16 protein-coding genes are annotated in these 16,948 nt (G+C 69.3%); 6 read left to right on the forward strand and 10 right to left on the reverse strand.

Annotation, left to right across the window (positions count from 1 at the left end; genetic code table 11):
• Window positions 1–72 precede the first annotated feature (72 nt).
• Together QUE68_RS19035 and QUE68_RS19040 are read right to left on the reverse strand one after the other, a co-directional pair.
• Window positions 73–1,029 (reverse strand): electron transfer flavoprotein subunit alpha/FixB family protein, encoded by a 957-nt coding sequence (locus tag QUE68_RS19035; RefSeq protein WP_284227754.1) that lies wholly within the window; start codon window positions 1,027–1,029, stop codon window positions 73–75.
• A gap of 44 nt (window positions 1,030–1,073) precedes the next feature.
• On the reverse strand, window positions 1,074–1,868 hold the full coding sequence (locus tag QUE68_RS19040) for an electron transfer flavoprotein subunit beta/FixA family protein (protein ID WP_284227756.1): 795 nt from the start codon (window positions 1,866–1,868) through the stop codon (window positions 1,074–1,076).
• Between the two features lie 209 nt (window positions 1,869–2,077).
• Here QUE68_RS19040 and QUE68_RS19045 point away from each other — a divergent pair, with 209 nt between their 5' ends.
• The 4 genes from QUE68_RS19045 to lysA all read left to right on the forward strand — a co-directional run bounded on the left by QUE68_RS19045 (window position 2,078) and on the right by lysA (window position 7,031).
• Window positions 2,078–2,866, forward strand: coding sequence for a class I SAM-dependent methyltransferase (locus QUE68_RS19045; RefSeq protein ID WP_284235658.1), 789 nt, complete (start codon window positions 2,078–2,080; stop codon window positions 2,864–2,866).
• A gap of 29 nt (window positions 2,867–2,895) precedes the next feature.
• Window positions 2,896–4,431 (forward strand): 1,4-alpha-glucan branching protein domain-containing protein, encoded by a 1,536-nt coding sequence (locus QUE68_RS19050; protein ID WP_454786526.1) that lies wholly within the window; start codon window positions 2,896–2,898, stop codon window positions 4,429–4,431.
• 100 nt (window positions 4,432–4,531) lie between these two features.
• Window positions 4,532–5,758: a glycosyltransferase family 4 protein gene (locus QUE68_RS19055; protein WP_286274258.1), complete on the forward strand. Its 1,227-nt coding sequence runs from the start codon at window positions 4,532–4,534 to the stop codon at window positions 5,756–5,758.
• 13 nt (window positions 5,759–5,771) lie between these two features.
• Window positions 5,772–7,031, forward strand: a complete 1,260-nt coding sequence (lysA, locus tag QUE68_RS19060; protein ID WP_284235655.1) for a diaminopimelate decarboxylase — start codon at window positions 5,772–5,774, stop codon at window positions 7,029–7,031.
• A 7-nt stretch (window positions 7,032–7,038) separates the two neighbouring features.
• Here lysA and QUE68_RS19065 read toward each other — a convergent pair whose 3' ends face one another.
• The gene (locus QUE68_RS19065; RefSeq protein ID WP_284235654.1) at window positions 7,039–7,776 is read right to left on the reverse strand and encodes an acyltransferase; all 738 of its coding nucleotides are present in this window, start codon (window positions 7,774–7,776) and stop codon (window positions 7,039–7,041) included.
• 200 nt (window positions 7,777–7,976) lie between these two features.
• Here QUE68_RS19065 and QUE68_RS19070 point away from each other — a divergent pair, with 200 nt between their 5' ends.
• Window positions 7,977–9,278: a PQQ-binding-like beta-propeller repeat protein gene (locus QUE68_RS19070; RefSeq protein WP_284235653.1), complete on the forward strand. Its 1,302-nt coding sequence runs from the start codon at window positions 7,977–7,979 to the stop codon at window positions 9,276–9,278.
• A 2-nt stretch (window positions 9,279–9,280) separates the two neighbouring features.
• On the opposite strand, the gene QUE68_RS19075 is transcribed toward QUE68_RS19070, so the two are convergent.
• The 7 genes from QUE68_RS19075 to yczE form a co-directional block, all read right to left on the reverse strand.
• Entirely contained in the window at window positions 9,281–9,970 is a 690-nt protein-coding gene (locus QUE68_RS19075; protein WP_284236198.1) for an esterase, read from the reverse strand.
• A gap of 68 nt (window positions 9,971–10,038) precedes the next feature.
• Window positions 10,039–11,268 (reverse strand): THUMP-like domain-containing protein, encoded by a 1,230-nt coding sequence (locus tag QUE68_RS19080; protein WP_454786525.1) that lies wholly within the window; start codon window positions 11,266–11,268, stop codon window positions 10,039–10,041.
• Entirely contained in the window at window positions 11,223–12,212 is a 990-nt protein-coding gene (locus QUE68_RS19085) for a class I SAM-dependent methyltransferase (RefSeq protein WP_284235651.1), read from the reverse strand. The genes QUE68_RS19080 and QUE68_RS19085 overlap by 46 nt, the downstream gene beginning before the upstream one ends.
• Window positions 12,213–12,257: 45 nt before the next feature.
• Window positions 12,258–12,899, reverse strand: a complete 642-nt coding sequence (locus tag QUE68_RS19090; protein WP_284235650.1) for an enoyl-CoA hydratase — start codon at window positions 12,897–12,899, stop codon at window positions 12,258–12,260.
• Window positions 12,896–13,681: an NUDIX hydrolase gene (locus tag QUE68_RS19095; protein ID WP_284231123.1), complete on the reverse strand. Its 786-nt coding sequence runs from the start codon at window positions 13,679–13,681 to the stop codon at window positions 12,896–12,898. Before QUE68_RS19095 ends, QUE68_RS19090 begins: the two co-directional genes overlap by 4 nt.
• A gap of 53 nt (window positions 13,682–13,734) precedes the next feature.
• Entirely contained in the window at window positions 13,735–14,598 is an 864-nt protein-coding gene (locus QUE68_RS19100; protein WP_284227770.1) for an ABC transporter ATP-binding protein, read from the reverse strand.
• The gene (gene yczE, locus QUE68_RS19105; RefSeq protein WP_454786497.1) at window positions 14,538–15,233 is read right to left on the reverse strand and encodes a membrane protein YczE; all 696 of its coding nucleotides are present in this window, start codon (window positions 15,231–15,233) and stop codon (window positions 14,538–14,540) included. The genes QUE68_RS19100 and yczE overlap by 61 nt, the downstream gene beginning before the upstream one ends.
• Before the next feature lie 220 nt (window positions 15,234–15,453).
• Between yczE and yczR the strand changes: the two genes are divergently transcribed.
• Entirely contained in the window at window positions 15,454–16,932 is a 1,479-nt protein-coding gene (yczR, locus tag QUE68_RS19110) for a MocR-like transcription factor YczR (RefSeq protein WP_284227771.1), read from the forward strand.
• Window positions 16,933–16,948: the final 16 nt, after the last annotated feature.

Raw genomic sequence — 16,948 nt, forward strand, 5'->3', positions numbered from 1 at the left:
CCCTACGTCGCACGCAGAACCCCGGTGCACCAGAGTGCACCGGGGTTTTGCGGGTCAGTCCGCGGAGGCGGATCAGCCCTTGCGGGTCTTGACGGCGTCGGTCAGCTGCGGGGTGACCTTGAACAGGTCACCGACGATGCCGTAGTCGGCGATCTCGAAGATCGGCGACTCCTCGTCCTTGTTCACCGCGACGATGGTCTTGGACGTCTGCATGCCTGCCCGGTGCTGAATCGCACCGGAGATGCCGAGGGCGACGTACAGCTGCGGCGAGACGGTCTTGCCCGTCTGGCCGACCTGGAACTGACCCTCGTAGAAGCCGGAGTCGACCGCTGCGCGGGAGGCGCCGACCGCGCCACCGAACGCATCGGCGAGATCCTCGATGATGCCGAAGTTCTCCTTGCTCCCGACGCCACGACCGCCGGCGACGACGATCTTGGCCTCGGTCAGTTCCGGACGCGCGCTCTTCTGCGCGGGCTGCCGGGACGTGACCTTCGTGGCGTTCTCGGCCGGAGCGGGCACCTCGACGCTGACGACCTCACCGGCGCCGGCGACGGGTTCTGCCTCGAACGCACCGGGCCGGACGGCGATGACGGGTGAGTCACCCTCGGCCTTGGCCTCGGTGGTGTAGGCGCCGCCGAAGATGGAGTGCACGCCGACCGGGCCCTCCTTGATGCCGACGACGTCGTACAGCAGCCCGGAGTCGGTGGCGGCCGCAACGCGTCCGGCGACTTCCTTGCCCTCGGCGTTCGCGGCCACGACGATCGCGGCGGGAGACGCCGACTCGGCGAGCTCGACCAGCACGTCCACCTTGGGGGTGACCAGGTACTGCTCGGCGGTGTCCGACTCGGCCGCGTAGATCTTGGCGGCGCCTGCCGCCTTGAGCGCGTCGGTCAGCTTCTCGGTGGTACCGGGAGCGCCCACCACGACGGCGGACGGTTCACCGAGTACGCGGGCTGCGGTGATCAGCTCGCCGGTGATGTTCTTCAGATTGCCTTCAGCATGCTCGACGAGCACGAGTACTTCAGCCATTGCCTTTTGTCGCTCTCTTGCGTTGTGGGGAAGTGTGGTTGGGGTCAGAGAAGCTTCTGCGCGACCAGGTAGTCGGCGATCTGCTGGCCGCCCTCGCCCTCGTCGGTGACCTTCTCGCCTGCCGTCTTGGGCGGCTTCGGGGTGGCCGACGTGACGGTCGAGTTGGCGTTCGCGCCACCGACCTCGTCGGACTCGACGCCGATCCCGGCGAGCGTCAGCTTCTCGACCGGCTTCTTCTTCGCGGCCATGATGCCCTTGAAGGACGGGAAGCGGGCGTCGTCGACGATCTTCTCGCTGATGCTGACGATGGCGGGCAACGTGGCCTCGAGGCCGAAGATGCCGTCGTCGGTCTCGCGCTCGCCGGTGATCTTGCCGTCGGCGACGTCGATGCTGCGCATGGCGGTCAGCTGCGGCAGCCCGAGGTAGTGGGCGATGACCGCGGGAACTGCGCCGCCGACGCCGTCGCTGGTCTCGTTACCGGCGATCACGAAGGCGACGTCCTCGATCTGACCAAGCGCACGGGCGAGCGCCCACGACGTCTGCACCAGGTCGGAGCCCACCATGGCGTCATCGGCCAGGTGGTACGCCGAGTCGGCGCCCATCGACAACGCGCGGCGGATGGCCGTCTCGGCACCCGTCGGGCCCGCGGTCAGCACGACTACGTTGTAGCCGGACTCCGCGTGCTTCTCCTTGAGCTGCAACGCGACCTCGACGGCCTTCTCGTTGATCTCGTCCAGGACCGGATCGCTGCCTGCGCGATCGAGGGTCCAGGCACCGTCGTTGAGATGGCGGTCCTCGTAGTCGGGAACTTGTTTGATCAGCACCACGATGTTCGACATGAGTGTGGTTCGTCCTCCTCGATGAGGCCGCAGCCGGCCTGCGCATTATCATGATTCAACCAACAACCACCATGTTACTGGCCAGTAACGTTGCGGTGGTAGGTAGAAACACCATAGCTGGTGTTGTTTAACCTTCTGCCCCTCCCTGGGCGTCTGGACCCCTCGTGAACGAGTGACAATCGCCATAGCTGCGTTAGCCTGCGTTGGCAATGAGCGCATTTTCTCGTCCCGAGCCGTCCGATGCCGTACTTCCCCTGACCGGGGAACGCACGGTGCCCGGACTCGCCGAGGAGAACTACTGGTTCCGCCGGCACGAGGTCGTCTACCAGCAGCTCCTGGACCGTTGCGCGGGGCGGGACGTGCTCGAGGCCGGTTCCGGGGAGGGCTACGGCGCCGATCTGATCGCCGACGTGGCGCGACGGGTGATCGCGCTGGACTACGACGAATCCGCCGTCGCCCACGTCCGCGCCCGTTACCCGCGCGTCGAGATGCGACAGGGCAATCTCGCTCAATTACCGCTTGGTGACGGTGTCGTCGACGTGGTGGTGAACTTCCAGGTGATCGAGCATCTCTGGGATCAGCCGCAGTTCGTCGGGGAATGCGCCCGGGTGTTGAGGCCCTCCGGGCTGCTACTGATGTCCACGCCCAACCGCATCACCTTCTCCCCCGGTCGCGACACCCCCGTGAACCCGTTCCACACCCGTGAACTGAACGCCGCCGAGCTGACCGAGCTGCTCACCGACGCGGGCTTCACCGTCGAGGCCATGCTGGGGGTGTTCCACGGCGCTCGGCTAGCCGAGCTGGACGCCCGCCACGAGGGCTCCCTCATCGACGCGCAGATCGCGCGGGCCGTGGCCGACGCACCCTGGCCCGCCGACCTGCTGGCCGACGTCGCGTCGGTCCGCACCGACGACTTCGACCTCCTCGAGGCTGGCGGACCCGACAGCCCCAACATCGACGACAGCCTGGATCTGGTGGCCATCGCGGTGCGACCGTGAGTGAGCCCGCGGCGGCGCCCGTGCCCGGGATGTTCACCCTCGTCCTGCACACCCACCTGCCATGGCTGGCCCATCACGGTCGTTGGCCGGTCGGCGAGGAATGGCTCTATCAGTCGTGGGCGGCGACCTATCTACCCTTGGTGGCACTGCTGCGCAGATTGGCCGACGAGGGCCGCAGCCACCTGCTCACCCTCGGCATGACACCGGTGGTCGCCGCCCAGCTCGACGACCCCTACTGCCTGACCGGCATGCACCACTGGCTGGCGAACTGGCAGCTGCGCGCCAGGGAGGCCACCGTGGCCCGCACCGGAGGCGGCACGGGCTACGGAGCGCCGGACGCCTTGCGCACCTTCGGTTTCCACGAACATGACGCGGCAGGCCGCGCGCTCGACGACTTCTCGTCGACGTGGCGCCACGGCGGGAGCCCGCTGTTCCGTCAGCTCATCGACGCCGAGGCCATCGAACTGCTTGGCGGGCCGTTGGCGCACCCGTTCCAACCCCTATTGCACCCGAGGCTGCGGGAGTTCGCCCTGCGCGAGGGTCTCGCCGACGCCGGTCAGCGATTCGCTCATGTGCCCGGCGGCATCTGGGCGCCGGAGTGCGCATACTCACCGGGGCTGGAGCGCGAGTACGCCGCCGCGGGCGTGACGCACTTCATGGTCGACGGCCCAACGCTGCACGGCGACACCGCGGCGGGTCGCCCGGTCGGTGATACCGACGTCGTCGCCTTCGGTCGCGACCTCAAGGTGAGCTACCGGGTCTGGTCGCCCAAGTCGGGCTACCCGGGTCACGCCGCCTACCGCGACTTCCACACCTACGACCACCTCACCGGGCTGAAACCGGCCCGCGTCACGGGGCGCGCGGTGCCCTCGGCGGAGAAGGCCCCCTACGACCCCGAGCGCGCCGACCATGCCGTCGACGTCCACGTCGCCGACTTCGTCGACACGGTGCGGCGCAGGCTGGTGTCGGAGTCGACGCGCATCGGCAGGCCCGCCCACGTCGTCGCCGCGTTCGACACCGAACTGTTCGGGCACTGGTGGCACGAGGGACCGGTCTGGCTCGAGCGCGTGCTGCGCGCACTGCCGGAAGCCGGGGTGCGGCTCGGCACGCTGTCCGACGCCATCGCGGGCGGGTTCGTCGGGTCACCCGTCGAATTGCCGTCCAGCTCTTGGGGTTCCGGCAAGGACTGGCAGGTGTGGTCCGGAGATCAGGTCGCCGATCTGGTCCACCTCAACACCGAGGTGGTGGATACGGCATTGGCCAGCGTCGACAAGGCGCTGACTCAGCACGAGGCGCTGGGTGCCCCCACGCCGCGCGACTTCGTCGCCGACCAGATCCTTCGCGAGGCGTTGCTCACCGTGTCGAGCGACTGGCCGTTCATGGTCAGCAAGGACACCGCGGCCGAGTACGCGCGCTACCGCGCACACCTGCATGCCCACGCGACGCGGGAGATCGCGGACGCCCTGGCCGCCGGGCGCCGCCACCACGCGGAGCGCCTGGCAGGCAACTGGAATCGCGCCGACGGACTGTTCGGTGCGCTCGACGCCAGGCGACTCCCCCGATGACCCCCGCCTTGCCGCGAGCGTGCGTGTCTGCGGGCGACACGCCACCTCGAAATCGGACTTCGCGCACGCTCGCACCGCACGGCCACGCGGCGAGGGCGTCGTGAAAGTCCTCCTCGTCTCCTGGGAATACCCGCCGGTCGTCATCGGCGGCCTCGGGCGCCACGTCCACCACCTCGCCACCGCACTGGCCGCATCGGGCCACGAGGTCGTCGTCCTCAACAGGCGGCCCTCGGGCACCGACCCGAGCACCCACCCCTCGAGTGACGACGTCAGCGAGGGCGTGCGGGTGATCGCCGCCGCCGAGGATCCGCACGCCTTCGACTTCAGCACGGACATGATGGCGTGGACGCTGGCCATGGGGCACGCGATGGTTCGCGCAGGCCTGGCGCTCAAGTGGCGACCCGACGTGGTCCACGCCCACGACTGGCTGGTCGCGCATCCGGCCATCGCCCTAGCCGAACACTTCGACGTACCACTGGTTTCCACCATCCATGCCACCGAGGCCGGCAGACACTCGGGCTGGGTGTCCGGCAAGATCAGCCGCCAGGTGCACGCGGTGGAGTCGTGGCTGGTGCGCGAATCCGACTCCCTCATCACGTGTTCGGCGTCGATGGGTGACGAGATCACCGAACTGTTCGGCCCCGGCCTCGCCGAGTCGCGGGTGATCCGCAACGGAATCGACTCCGCCCTTTGGCCCTTCGCCCGTCGCACCGAGCGACGGGGGCCCGCGCGACTGCTCTATCTCGGGCGCCTCGAATACGAGAAGGGCGTGCACGACGCCATCGCCGCGTTGCCGCGCATCCGGCGCACCCACCCGGGTACCACGCTCACGGTCGCCGGGGACGGCACCCAGCTGGAGTGGCTGCTCGAACAGGCGCGAAAGCACAAGGTGCTCAAGGCAATCGACTTCGTCGGACGGGTCGACCACGAGCAGCTGGTGGCATTGCTGCACGATTGCGACGCCGCGGTCCTGCCCAGCCACTACGAACCGTTCGGCATCGTGGCGCTGGAGGCGGCCGCGACCGGCGCACCGCTGGTGACGTCCAACGTCGGCGGGCTGGGCGAGGCGGTGCTCGACGGTGAGACCGGAATGTCGGTGCCGCCCCGCGACATCGCCGCACTCGCCGGTGCGGTGCGCGCCGTGCTCGACGACCCCGTCGCCGCCCAGCGCCGCGCGGAGGCGGCCCGCCAACGCCTGGACTCGGCGTTCGACTGGAATACGGTCGCCGCCGAGACCACCCAGGTCTACCTCGCCGCCAAGCGTCGCGAGCGCGAACCGCACCGCAGACGGCTCATCGTCGAGCACGCCCTCCCCGACCGCGGCTGACGGAGATCACCGCATGAGCGACGCGGACCTGCTCGGCTTGTTCCCGCCGGGGACCAGGGTCGACGGCGACGGCACGCTGGTGGTCGGGGGATGCCGCCTCGACGATCTGGCCACGCGTTTCGGCACCCCGGTGCTGGTGGTGGACGAAGGCGCCCTCCGCCGCAGGGCGCGCGACTACCTTGGCGAATTCCGCAGCCGCCGCCCCAGGTCCGACGTCGCATTCGCGTCGAAGTCGTTCCCCTGCACGGCGATTCAGCGAGTGATGGCCGAGGAGGGACTGCACCTCGACGTCGCGGGAGGCGGTGAGATCGTCACCGCGCTGGCCGCAGGGGCCGACCCGGCGCGACTGGTGCTGCACGGCAATGCCAAGACCGACGAGGAAGTCGAACTCGCGGTGCACAACGGCGTCGGGCTCGTCGTCGTCGACAACTTCGACGACATCGACCGGTTGGAGCACATCGTGCCGCCGGGGCACGTCCAGCCCTGCCTGGTCCGGGTGATCCCCGGCGTCGACGCCGCCACCCATGCCGCGGTGGCCACCGGTCACGCGGGCTCCAAGTTCGGCCTGATGCCCGACGACGCCCGCGCGGCGATCACCCGCATCGAGGCGAGCAGCGTGCTGCGTTGCGACGGGCTGCACACCCACGTCGGCTCGCAACTGCTCAACGTCGAACAGCTGGCCGCGGCCGTCGCACCACTCGCGGCGCTGGGCACCTTCGAGATCTACGACCTGGGCGGTGGTCTCGGGGCCCGGTACACCTACGCCGAACGACCGCCGACGCTGGCCGAGTACGCCGACGCCATGACCAGCGCGGCCGACGCGCTGCTGCCACCCGACAGCCGGATCATCGTCGAACCCGGCCGCAGCATGGTGGCCACCAACGCCTGCACGGTCTACCGGGTGACGACGGTCAAGCCCGGCGACCCGACCCACGTGGCGGTCGACGGCGGCATGGGCGACAACCTGGAGGTGGCGCTGTACGGCCAGCGCTTCGAGGCCACGATCGTCAACCGCGTCGGCGGCGGTGCGCCCGTCGACCTCGTCGGACGGCACTGTGAGTCCGGCGACCGGCTCATCGACGATGTCGCACTGCAGGACCCGAGGGTCGGTGACCTGGTGGCGGTGCCGGTGACCGGTGCCTACTGCTACACGATGTCCAACCAGTACAACGGCGCCCGGCGCATCCCGGTGGTGTTCGCCGACGACGGGGCGGCTCGTCTGGTGGTCCGCCGCGACACGTGGGACGACCTACTGGCCCGCGACGTCACCTGAGTGGGATTCAGCGGGCGGCCTTCTTGCGTTCGATGTCAGCCAGGGCGGCGGCCAGTTCGGCACGCTCGGCCGCCGAGGTCTCCCACGCCAGTTTGCGGTTCTTGACGACCTTGGCGGGCGCACCGACCGCGATCGAGTAGTCCGGGATCTCACCCTTCACCACCGCATGCGAGCCGAGGACGCAGCCGCGCCCGACCGAGGTACCGCGCAGCACCGTCACCTTCGTGGCAACCCAGGTATCCGGTCCGATCCGCACCGGACCCTTGACGATGCCCTGGTCCTTGATCGGCAACTCGATGCTGTCCATCCGGTGGTCGAAGTCGCAGATGTAGCACCAGTCCGCCATCAGCACGGAGTCACCTATTTCGATGTCGAGATAGGTGTTGATGACATTGTCGCGGCCGAGCACCACCTTGTCGCCGATGCGCAGCGACCCCTCGTGGCAGCGGATGGTGTTCTTGTCGCCGATGTGCACCCAGCGGCCGATCTCCATGGTGGAGAGTTCGGGAGTCGCCTGGATCTCCACGCCCTTTCCGAGGAACACCATGCCGCGGGTGATGATGTGCGGGTTGGCCAGCTTGAACTTCAGCAACCGGACGTACCGCACCAGGTACCAGGGTGAGTAGGCCTTGTTCGCGAGCACCCACCTCAGCGACGCCATCGTCAGGAACTTGGCCTGCCGCGGATCACGCAGTCGCGAGCCCCGCCAACGCTTGTGAATAGGGGCACCCCACATCGTGGTCATGGCGGGACAGCCTACTTGAGCGGCCCGGTCGGCTCGCCGCTCCGTGGAGCCTCCGCTCCTGCCCTCCGCGCCGCCATCCCGGGTCGCTACGCTCCTGCCCTCCGCGCCGCCATCCCGGGTCGCTACGCTCCTGCCCTCCGCGCCGCCATCCCGGGTCGCTACGCTCCTGCCCTCCGGGCGGGCGATAGTCTCGGGACTCGATGCCTGCTCCAAGAACGACCCTGCGCCGCGTGGCGGCCTTGGCATTGGCGGTCGCCACGGCGTTCGTCTCCAGCGCGTGTGGCAACACCGACTCCTGGGTGGAGGCGAAGGCCGCCGACGGCTGGTCGGCCCAGTACGGTGACGCGGCCAACTCCAGCTATGCCCAGGTCGAGGGCGCCACCGGCCTACGGCTGGACTGGATCCGCTCGGTGAAGGGCGAGGTCGCCTCGCAGGCCGCCCTGAGCTCCGGTGACCATCTGGCCGTCAATGCCCAGACCGCGGGCGGGTGCTCGCTCATGGTGTGGGAGAACGACAACCGGGCACGGCAGCGCTGGTGTGCCCGGCTCTGGCAGGGCGGCGGACTGTCGAGTCCCCTGTTCGACGGCTTCGACAACCTCTACGTCGGGCAGCCCGGGGCCATCATGTCGTACCCGTCGACGCAGTGGATTCGCTGGCGCAATCCGGTGATCGGTCTGCCGTGGACGCCACGCTTCCTGTCGGCAGGTCAGCTCCTGGTGGTCACGCATCTCGGCCAGGTATTGGTCTATGACGCTCACCGCGGCAACGTCGTCGGGACGGCACTGGACCTCGTGGAGGGTGTCGACCCCACCGACTCACAACGCGGACTCGCCGACTGCCAGCTCGGCCGGCCGCGGTGCCCGGTGGCCGCGGCCCCAGCGTTCTCGTCGGCGACGGGAATCGTGGTGGCGACGCTGTGGGAGCCGGACGCCGAGGCCCCCGTGGTCATCGGGCTCAGGTACCGGCCCGGTCAGACCCCGCTGCTCTCCAGGGACTGGACGAGCACCGCCGTCGGTGGCGGGCCGCTCGGCAGCCCCGTGCTGTCCGCCGACGGCAACACCGTCTACCTCAACGGCCGCGACGGCCGCCTGTGGGCCCTGAACACCGCCGACGGCAAGCCGAAGTGGTCGGTGCCGCTGGGATTTCAGCCGCAGACTCCCCCGTCGGTGTCACCAGATGGGCTGATCGTGTCCGGCGGCGGTCCGGACACCAAGCTCACGGCCATCGAAGACTCCGGTGATGGCGGCAAGGTCGCGTGGACCCGCGACGACGTCGAGCCGTTGTCCACGTCGAGCCAGACCGGCGCTTCCGCGAGCTACACCGTCACACGCGACGAGGAGGGCATGGCCCTGCTGGTGTTCGATCCCGCCGACGGGCACACGCTGAACAGCTATCCCCTTCCTGGCGCGACGGGATACCCGGTCGGGGTGTCGGTCGGGCGCGACCGCCGCGTCGTGACGGCCACCAGCGACGGCAGGATCTTCGGCTTCGCCCCGGCGTGATCTCAGGCGATCATGGCGTCGACGGGCCCGCGGGGAATCGCGATCTGCAACGCCCCGCCGGCTTCCGGGAGGACGTCGCCCTGGCTGAAGAAGAAGATCAGCGAGTCGTCGGTGATCGCGAAGTTCTGGTACTTCGTCGGATCGAGACCTACCTCCGGCGCGATCGCCACCGGCTGGCCCAGCTGTTTGTCGACCTCGGCCTGCACCAACGGGAAGATGACGGGGAACGGCGCGGTGCCCTCACGGAAGAGCGTGTCGATCGTGATGGGCTTGCGCAGACCCTGGTCCCAGTTGAAGGCCTTGTAGAAGGTCGTCGGGTGCGCACCACCGACGCCCTGGTAGGTCTTGAACACCACGCTCTGCGTGCCGCGGGGCGGGACCGCCGAGCTGAATTCGGTGGCGGTGGTCTCCAACTCGTACGGCATGGTCCGGGAGTCGGGTATCTTCGCCACGTTGAGGAACCCGTCACGGGTCTCCTTGACGTAGTCGAAGACCGGCTTGGTGTCGGGATAGTTCACGGGGTAGCTGATGTTCAACGAGTAACCAGGGTCGGACGCCTGAATCTGGCAGATCTGATTGACGTCGACGACACCACCGAGATCGGTGCACTTCGGCGGTGCCGCGGCGGCGACACCTACGGTCGGCCACCCGAACACCGCGACCGCAAATATGGCCAAGGCCAGCGTGGACATTCGCATCGTCGACAACCCTCCACCAGTTGAGCGGCACCCGCGGCGCCGCCGCCACACTACCTGCGGTCTCACCACGACGGGCGGCAAAGGTACGCCACCGCGCGGCTGGCGCTTCCGGCACCGATCCGGGTGATCACCACCGACAGCCGCTGCGAACCGCGCAGCCGCAACCGCGACCGCAGCACGTCGGGATCGACGCCAACGCCTCGGACCAGGATCTCCACCGCGCCCACGTCGCGCGCCGACAGTTCTTGGCGCAGCACGCGTTCGGTGAAACCTAGTTCGGCGATCACCTCGAACCCCCGCACTCCGTCCGGCAATTCGTCACCCGAGAGGTAGGCAATGGCGGGGTCCAGTTGCCACAGTCCGTGCCGCGCGCCGTAGTGCCGGACCAGGCCCGCCCTGACCACCGCGCCGTCGGGGTCGACGATCCAGCGGCCCGCCGTCGCGACGGAACAGTCGTCGGATTCGGCATCGGTGATTTCCTCGCCGCGGTCAAGGAGGGTGGCTCGCCGGGTGACTCCGGGTGAGCCCAACCCCGGCGACCAGAGACACGCCTCCCGGACGCCGCCGCCCAACGACGTCACCTCGATCTCACCGTCGAAGCCCATTCGACGCACCAGGTCGAAATCGATTCCGGGAGCACACTTCACGGCGAGGTCCCGGTCGGTGTAGATCGCCAGCAGGTCATCGAGGGCAGGGGTGTAATCGCGGGGGTGAAACGTGCGCCGCCCCGCGCTGCGCCGCGCCGGATCCGCGATCACCGTGGTGCCGCGAGTGACGGGTGACAGCGCATCGGCACGGCACAACAGCACCTCGGGTCCGTCGACGGCCACGTTGTGCGCTGCCATGGCAAGGCGAACCTCATCGACGTCGCTGCCCACCACCTGACAGCCCTGGTGGCGCAACGCGGCGAGTTCGGTTCCCACCGAACAGGTCACGTCGTGAACGGGCAGACCTGCCAGGCGTTCGGCGCGGTGTGCGGCCACCGCACCGGCCGTCGCCTGTTCCAGCGCCTCGGGGGTGAACAGCCACGTCGATGCGTCGGTGAACTTGGCCGCGGCCCGTCGTCGCAGCAACGTCGTCTCGACGAGCACCGCCGCACGGTAACCGAATCCCGCACGCGCCGAGGCGATGTCGGAGATCCGGCTCGCGTCGGTCAGCGCCAGCCCGTCGACCTCGGCCAGCGCGCGTCTGCCGTCGTCGCCGGTGAGGTAATCGACGTCGTCGAGGGTGAAGCGCAGGCCACCCTTCAAGATTGCGGCTTGACCCCGGTGATCATCACGTTGTAGAACCAGCCCTTCGGCACGACGCGCCGCCACACGTTGGCGTCCACCCAGCTGAGCGACGTCCAGCTCTTGAACGCGAATTTCGCCCAGTTCCAACCCAATCGACCGGGCGGTACCGACGCCTCGAAGGTGCGGATGGGCCAGCCGAGCATCGCCGCGGTGAACTCCTCACTGGCGGTGCGGACGTCGACGGCACCCGCGTTGGCGGCCATCCGCTCCAGATCGCTCGGCTCGAAGGTGTGCAGATCGACGATCGCCTCCAACGCCGCGGCGCGCGAGGACTCGTCGAGTTCCTCCTGTGGTCGGCGCCAACCCTCGAGACCGGGCAGCTTGGTGATGGTCGTCGCCACCCGCCAGGTCAAGGTCGAGAGGTTGCGCGCGTAGACGTTGCCCGTGGTGGTGGGTTCGCCGGCGAAGACGAAGCGGCCGCCGGGCTTGAGCACGCGCACCACCTCGCGAAGCGACAGCTCGACGTCGGGGATGTGGTGCAGGACGGCGTGGCCGACGACCAGATCGAACGTGTCGTCGTCGTAGGGGATGCCCTCGGCGTCGGCGACCCTTCCATCGACGTCGAGGCCCAGCCCCTGGCCGTTGCGGACGGCGACCTTCACCATTCCCGGCGACAGGTCGGTGACCGAGCCGCGGCGGGCCACCCCCGACTGGATGAGGTTCAGCAGGAAGAAGCCGGTGCCGCAGCCCAGCTCCAGCGCGCGGTCGTAGGGCAGCTCGCGTTGGATGCCCTCCGGCACGATCGCGTCGAAACGGCCCCGCGCGTAATCGATGCAGCGCTGGTCATACGAGATCGACCACTTGTCGTCGTAGGTCTCGGCTTCCCAGTCGTGGTACAGCACCTGCGCCAGCTTGGAGTCGTGCCGGGCGGCCTCGACCTCCTCGGCGGTCGCGTGGGGGTTCGACACCGGAACGACGTCCGGCTCGCGATCGGTACTCGTCATGAAGGGCAGCCTAACGGCCCAGCATCGACCGGCCGAAGTGAGCGCCTATGGGAGGAACGCGGCCTTCGCCGCGGCCAGGGCATGGGCTGGGACGTCGACGAAGCGCTGCGCCCAGCGCACGGCGGCGTCGTACACGTGATCCGGGGCCACCAGCTCGTCGGCGAGACCCAACTCGAGCGCCTCGGGCGCGAGGGCTAAGCGACCGCTGAACATCAGGCCCTTGGCCTTACTGTCCCCGATCGCTCGGGCCATCCTGTCCGCGTCGTCGTCGGTCGGCGCCAGACCCTCGAGGATCTGCGTCGCACCCCACTTGACGTTGTCACCGCTGATCCGCCAGTCCGCGGCCAGGGCGAGGGTCACCCCACTGCCCAGCGCATAACCGGTGACGGCCGCGACGGTCGGTTTGGGGATCGCGGCGACGGCAGCCACCGCGTGGCGGGCGACTCGGTCCGCGACGGTCACGGCATCGGCGTCGAGGGTCCGCCACTCACCCACGTCGCTGCCCGCGGAGAAGATCTCGTGGCCACCGAAGACGATGACGGCCGCCGCGTCGGTGCGCTCGCCGAGTTCGTGCGCGGTCGCGGCGATCTCGCGGTACATCTGCCGGGTGACGGTGTTCGTCGGCGGGCGGGACAGCAGCAGGGTGCCGATACCGTCCTTGACGTGCGCGCTGACGAACTCGTTCATGCCTGGGGCGCGTCGGTGGCGTAACCGTCCGGCGCTCGGCGGTTGCGGGCGGCGTTGTAGCGCTCGCTGTTGAAGAACTCGATCTGCCAGTTGCCACCGGCTGCCGCGAGGTGGGGCTCGACCGGCTCGATCACGCGCTCGACGGCCAGGACCTCGGCGACGGTGCGCCCGTTGAGCGAATCCAGCTGCGTCCAGGTCGGCGGCAGCAGGAAGGAACGGCCCTCGGCGAAGTCGTCGAGACCCGCCTGCGGCGTGCTCCAGAACGCCCGGTCGGTTTCGGTGTTGTCACCGTCGGCCCGCTGCCCCTCGGGAAGCGCTCCGACGAAGAAGTAGGTGTCGTAGCGGCGGGTGCGCTCCTCCTTGGGCGTGACCCAGTTGGCCCACGGCCGCAGCAGATCGGCCCGCAGCACGAGCTTCTCCGTGCGGAGGAAGTCGGCGAAGGACAGTGAGTGGTTGGCCAGGGCGGCGCGGGCGTCGCCGTAGACCGACGCGTCGCCGACGATGCCGTCGGGGTCGTCGGCGGGTCCGGCGAAGAGCACTCCGGACTCCTCGAAGGTCTCCCGCGCGGCGGCGCAGACGAGGGCTTCGGCCAGGTCGGTGTCGACGCCGAGACGTTGCGCCCACCACGTCGGCTCGGGCCCGAACCAGGCGATGGGGGCATTGCGGTCGCGGTCGTCGACCCCGCCGCCGGGGAACACCATGACGCCGGCCACGAACTCCATCGCCGCGTGTCGACGCATGAGGAAGACCTTGATGCCCGCGGCGGTGTCACGCACCAGCATCACCGTCGCCGCCGGTCGCGGAACGAGCGGATCGGCCTCGGTCGCTGGGCTGGTCACTGGGCTCTCCTCCGGTGTGCGGCGCGGCTGCGGGTGCGACGCGCGAAGTAGCGCCCGTCGATGAGGTCGAGGTCGATCGACTGGCCGAAGGCCTTCGACAGGTTCTCCGACGTCAGGACGTCGGTCAGCAGGCCCGAGGCGACGACCATGCCCTCGGACAGCAGCAGGCAGTGGCTGAACCCCGGCGGGATCTCCTCGACGTGGTGGGTGACCAGGACGGTGGCGGGGGCGTCCGGGTCGGCGGCCAGATCGGCGAGCCGCGCGACGAGTTCCTCCCGTCCGCCGAGGTCGAGACCGGCGGCGGGTTCGTCGAGCAGCAGCAGCTCGGGGTCGGTCATCAGCGAGCGGGCGATGAGGACGCGCTTGCGCTCCCCTTCGGACAACGTGCCGTAGGTTCGGTCCGAGAGATGTTCGGCGCCAAGGCTTTCCAGCATGTCGATGGCTTGCTCGTAGTCGACGTCCTCGTACTTCTCCCGCCATCGGCCCAGCACGGCGTAGCCGGCCGACACGACGAGGTCGCGGACCACTTCGTCGTCGGGGATGCGCTGGCTCAGCGCCGAGGAACTCAGGCCGACGCGGGCCCGTAGCTCGGCGAGGTCCGTTCGACCGAGGCGTTCGCCCAGCACGTAGGCGGTCCCCGTCGACGGGTGATCCATCGCGGCGGCGATGCGCAACAGCGATGTCTTGCCAGCCCCGTTCGGACCGACCACGACCCAGCGTTCGTCGAGTTCGACGGCCCAGGTGACGGGTCCGACGAGGGTCTTGCCACCGCGCCGCAGGGTGATCCTGGTGAAGTCGATCAGCAGGTCTGGGTCGACTGGGTCTTCTCCGTCGAGGGGATCGCTGGGGTCGGCTGGCACTCGCTCATCGTAGCCAGCCGAGGCTCGGTGAACGCCCACCCGCTCGCGGCGAGCCACCGCGCCGGAGTGATGCGCAGAATCAGCTGAACCAACGGACCGATGCCGAATGCGTAGACGACGGTGCCGACCCCGACGGTGCCACCGAGCAGCCAGCCGACGGTCAGCACGGTCGCCTCGATCGACGTACGCACCAACCGGACCGAGAGCCCGGTGCGCGCGACCAGCCCGGTCATCAGACCGTCGCGCGGCCCGGGGCCGAGACCGGCACCGATGTACAACACGGTGCTGATGGCGTTGAGGAGCACGGCGCCGAGCATCATCGCGACGCGCACCGGCAAGCTGGTCGGCGCGGGCAGGACGGCCAGGGCGGCATCCACGGTGACCGCGATGACGATCACGTTGGCCACGGTGCCGATGCCCGGCCGGTTGCGCAGCGGGATCCACGCCAGCAGGACGGCGACGCCGACCACCGCAGACGCGATGCCGATCGTCATGCCGGTGCGGCCGGCCAAACCCTGGTGGAAGACGTCCCACGGATCGAGTCCGAGCCCGGCGCGGACCATGACCGCCATCGAGAAGCCGTAACCGACGAGGCCGACCAGCAGTGCCGTGGCTCTCGCCAGTGCGCGCGTCACGCGTGATCCGGGAAGCGGGCGCGGATGGCGTCGAGCTCGGAGCGCATCCGCCGGGCATCGGCGTCGTCGGCGAACGATGAGGGCGGCCGGTTCGAGCGAAAGACGCGACTCATGTCCCGTGCCTTGTGAGTGACCCGAGAGGTCCAGTGCAGTGCCATTGCTCAAGATTGGACCCCAACTGGCCTTGCTTTCAATAGCCAGTTAGGCAAAACTGGCCTCCGTGACCGTTGAATTGCTGGGGCGCAGGCTGGATGTGGATCTTCTGGCTCGCGAGCTGGGTAACTGGCGCACGACCAATGCCAGCGGTCCCGCCTATCAGGGCCTGGCCGACGCCCTGCGGTTGCTGATCGTCGACGGCCGCCTTCCCGTCGGCGCGCAACTGCCCAGCGAACGGGCCCTCGCCGACACTCTGCGGGTTTCCCGGACCACCGTGACCGCGGCTTACGCGCAGATGCGCGACGACGGCTATCTCAGGGCACGTCAGGGCGCGCGCAGCACGACCGCACTGCCCGTGGTCGGCCCGGTCGCCCGCACCGCCACCCACGCGGCACCGGCGCGATTCGCCGGAACGGCGGGAGCCAACCTCGCCGCCGCCACGCTGGCCGCACCCGTCGCCGCCGTGTCCCAGGCGTTCGCGGAGGCCGCCGAGCGGGTGACCCCCTACCTGCACGACATCGGGATCGAGCTCGTCGGGGTGTTACCACTGCGGGAGGCGATCGCCGAAAGGTATTGCGCGCGAGGTCTTCCCACGACCGCCGACGAGATCATGGTGACCACGGGCGCACTTCACGCCATCAGCCTCATCCTGGCGACGTACACCGAGCCCGGCGACCGCGTGCTGGTCGAGCAGCCGACCTACCACGGCGCCCTTGCGGCCATGGCCACCAACGGCATTCGCCCGGTGCCGGTCGCCATGACCCGCGACGGTTGGGATCTCGACGCCGTCGAGGCAGCGGTACGTCAGCTGTCGCCGAGCCTGGCCTATCTGGTGCCCGACAATCACAATCCGACCGGCATGACGTTGCCACCGGCAGGCAGGCGACGTCTCGCCCAGATCATCGCCGAGACCCGCACCCGCACCGTCATCGACGAGTCGATCACCGACATGTGGCTCGACGAGGCCGTGCCCCCGCCGCTCGCCGGCTACCTGACGGCGCGACGAGACCTGGTGCTGACGGTCGGCTCCATGTCGAAGTCGTTCTGGGGCGGTCTGCGCATCGGCTGGATCCGCGCCGAGCGCAGCGCCCTGATGACCATCGGTGCGATCCGTCCAGCCGTCGACATGGGCACACCCATCGTCGAACAGCTTGCTGCCGCAAGGCTTCTCGGTGCCGCCGATGAGTTGCTTCCTGACCGCCGCGAGACGTTGCGCGCCCGCCGGGCACTGTTGCTCGCGCTGCTCGAAGAGCACCTGCCCGACTGGCGCCCCGATCCCAGCAAGGGCGGGATGTCGCTATGGGTGCGCCTGCCCGCCCCGATGAGCACCGCGCTGTCCGCCGCGGCCTCGCGATTGGGCGTGGAGATTCCGCCGGGCCCGCGGTTCGGCGTCGACGGCACCCTGGAGCGCTTCATCCGCGTGCCCTACACGCTGCCCGACGAGCAACTGACCGAAGCAGTCGAGCTGCTGGCGCGGGCGTGGCGCAGCGTCACCGGCACGGGGGCAGGCACCGGGACCGGCGCCGGCGCGGTCGTCATCTAGCGCGAGCAGACGCAAA

This window comes from Mycolicibacterium sp. TUM20985 (assembly GCF_030295745.1).
Classification (GTDB): domain Bacteria; phylum Actinomycetota; class Actinomycetes; order Mycobacteriales; family Mycobacteriaceae; genus Mycobacterium.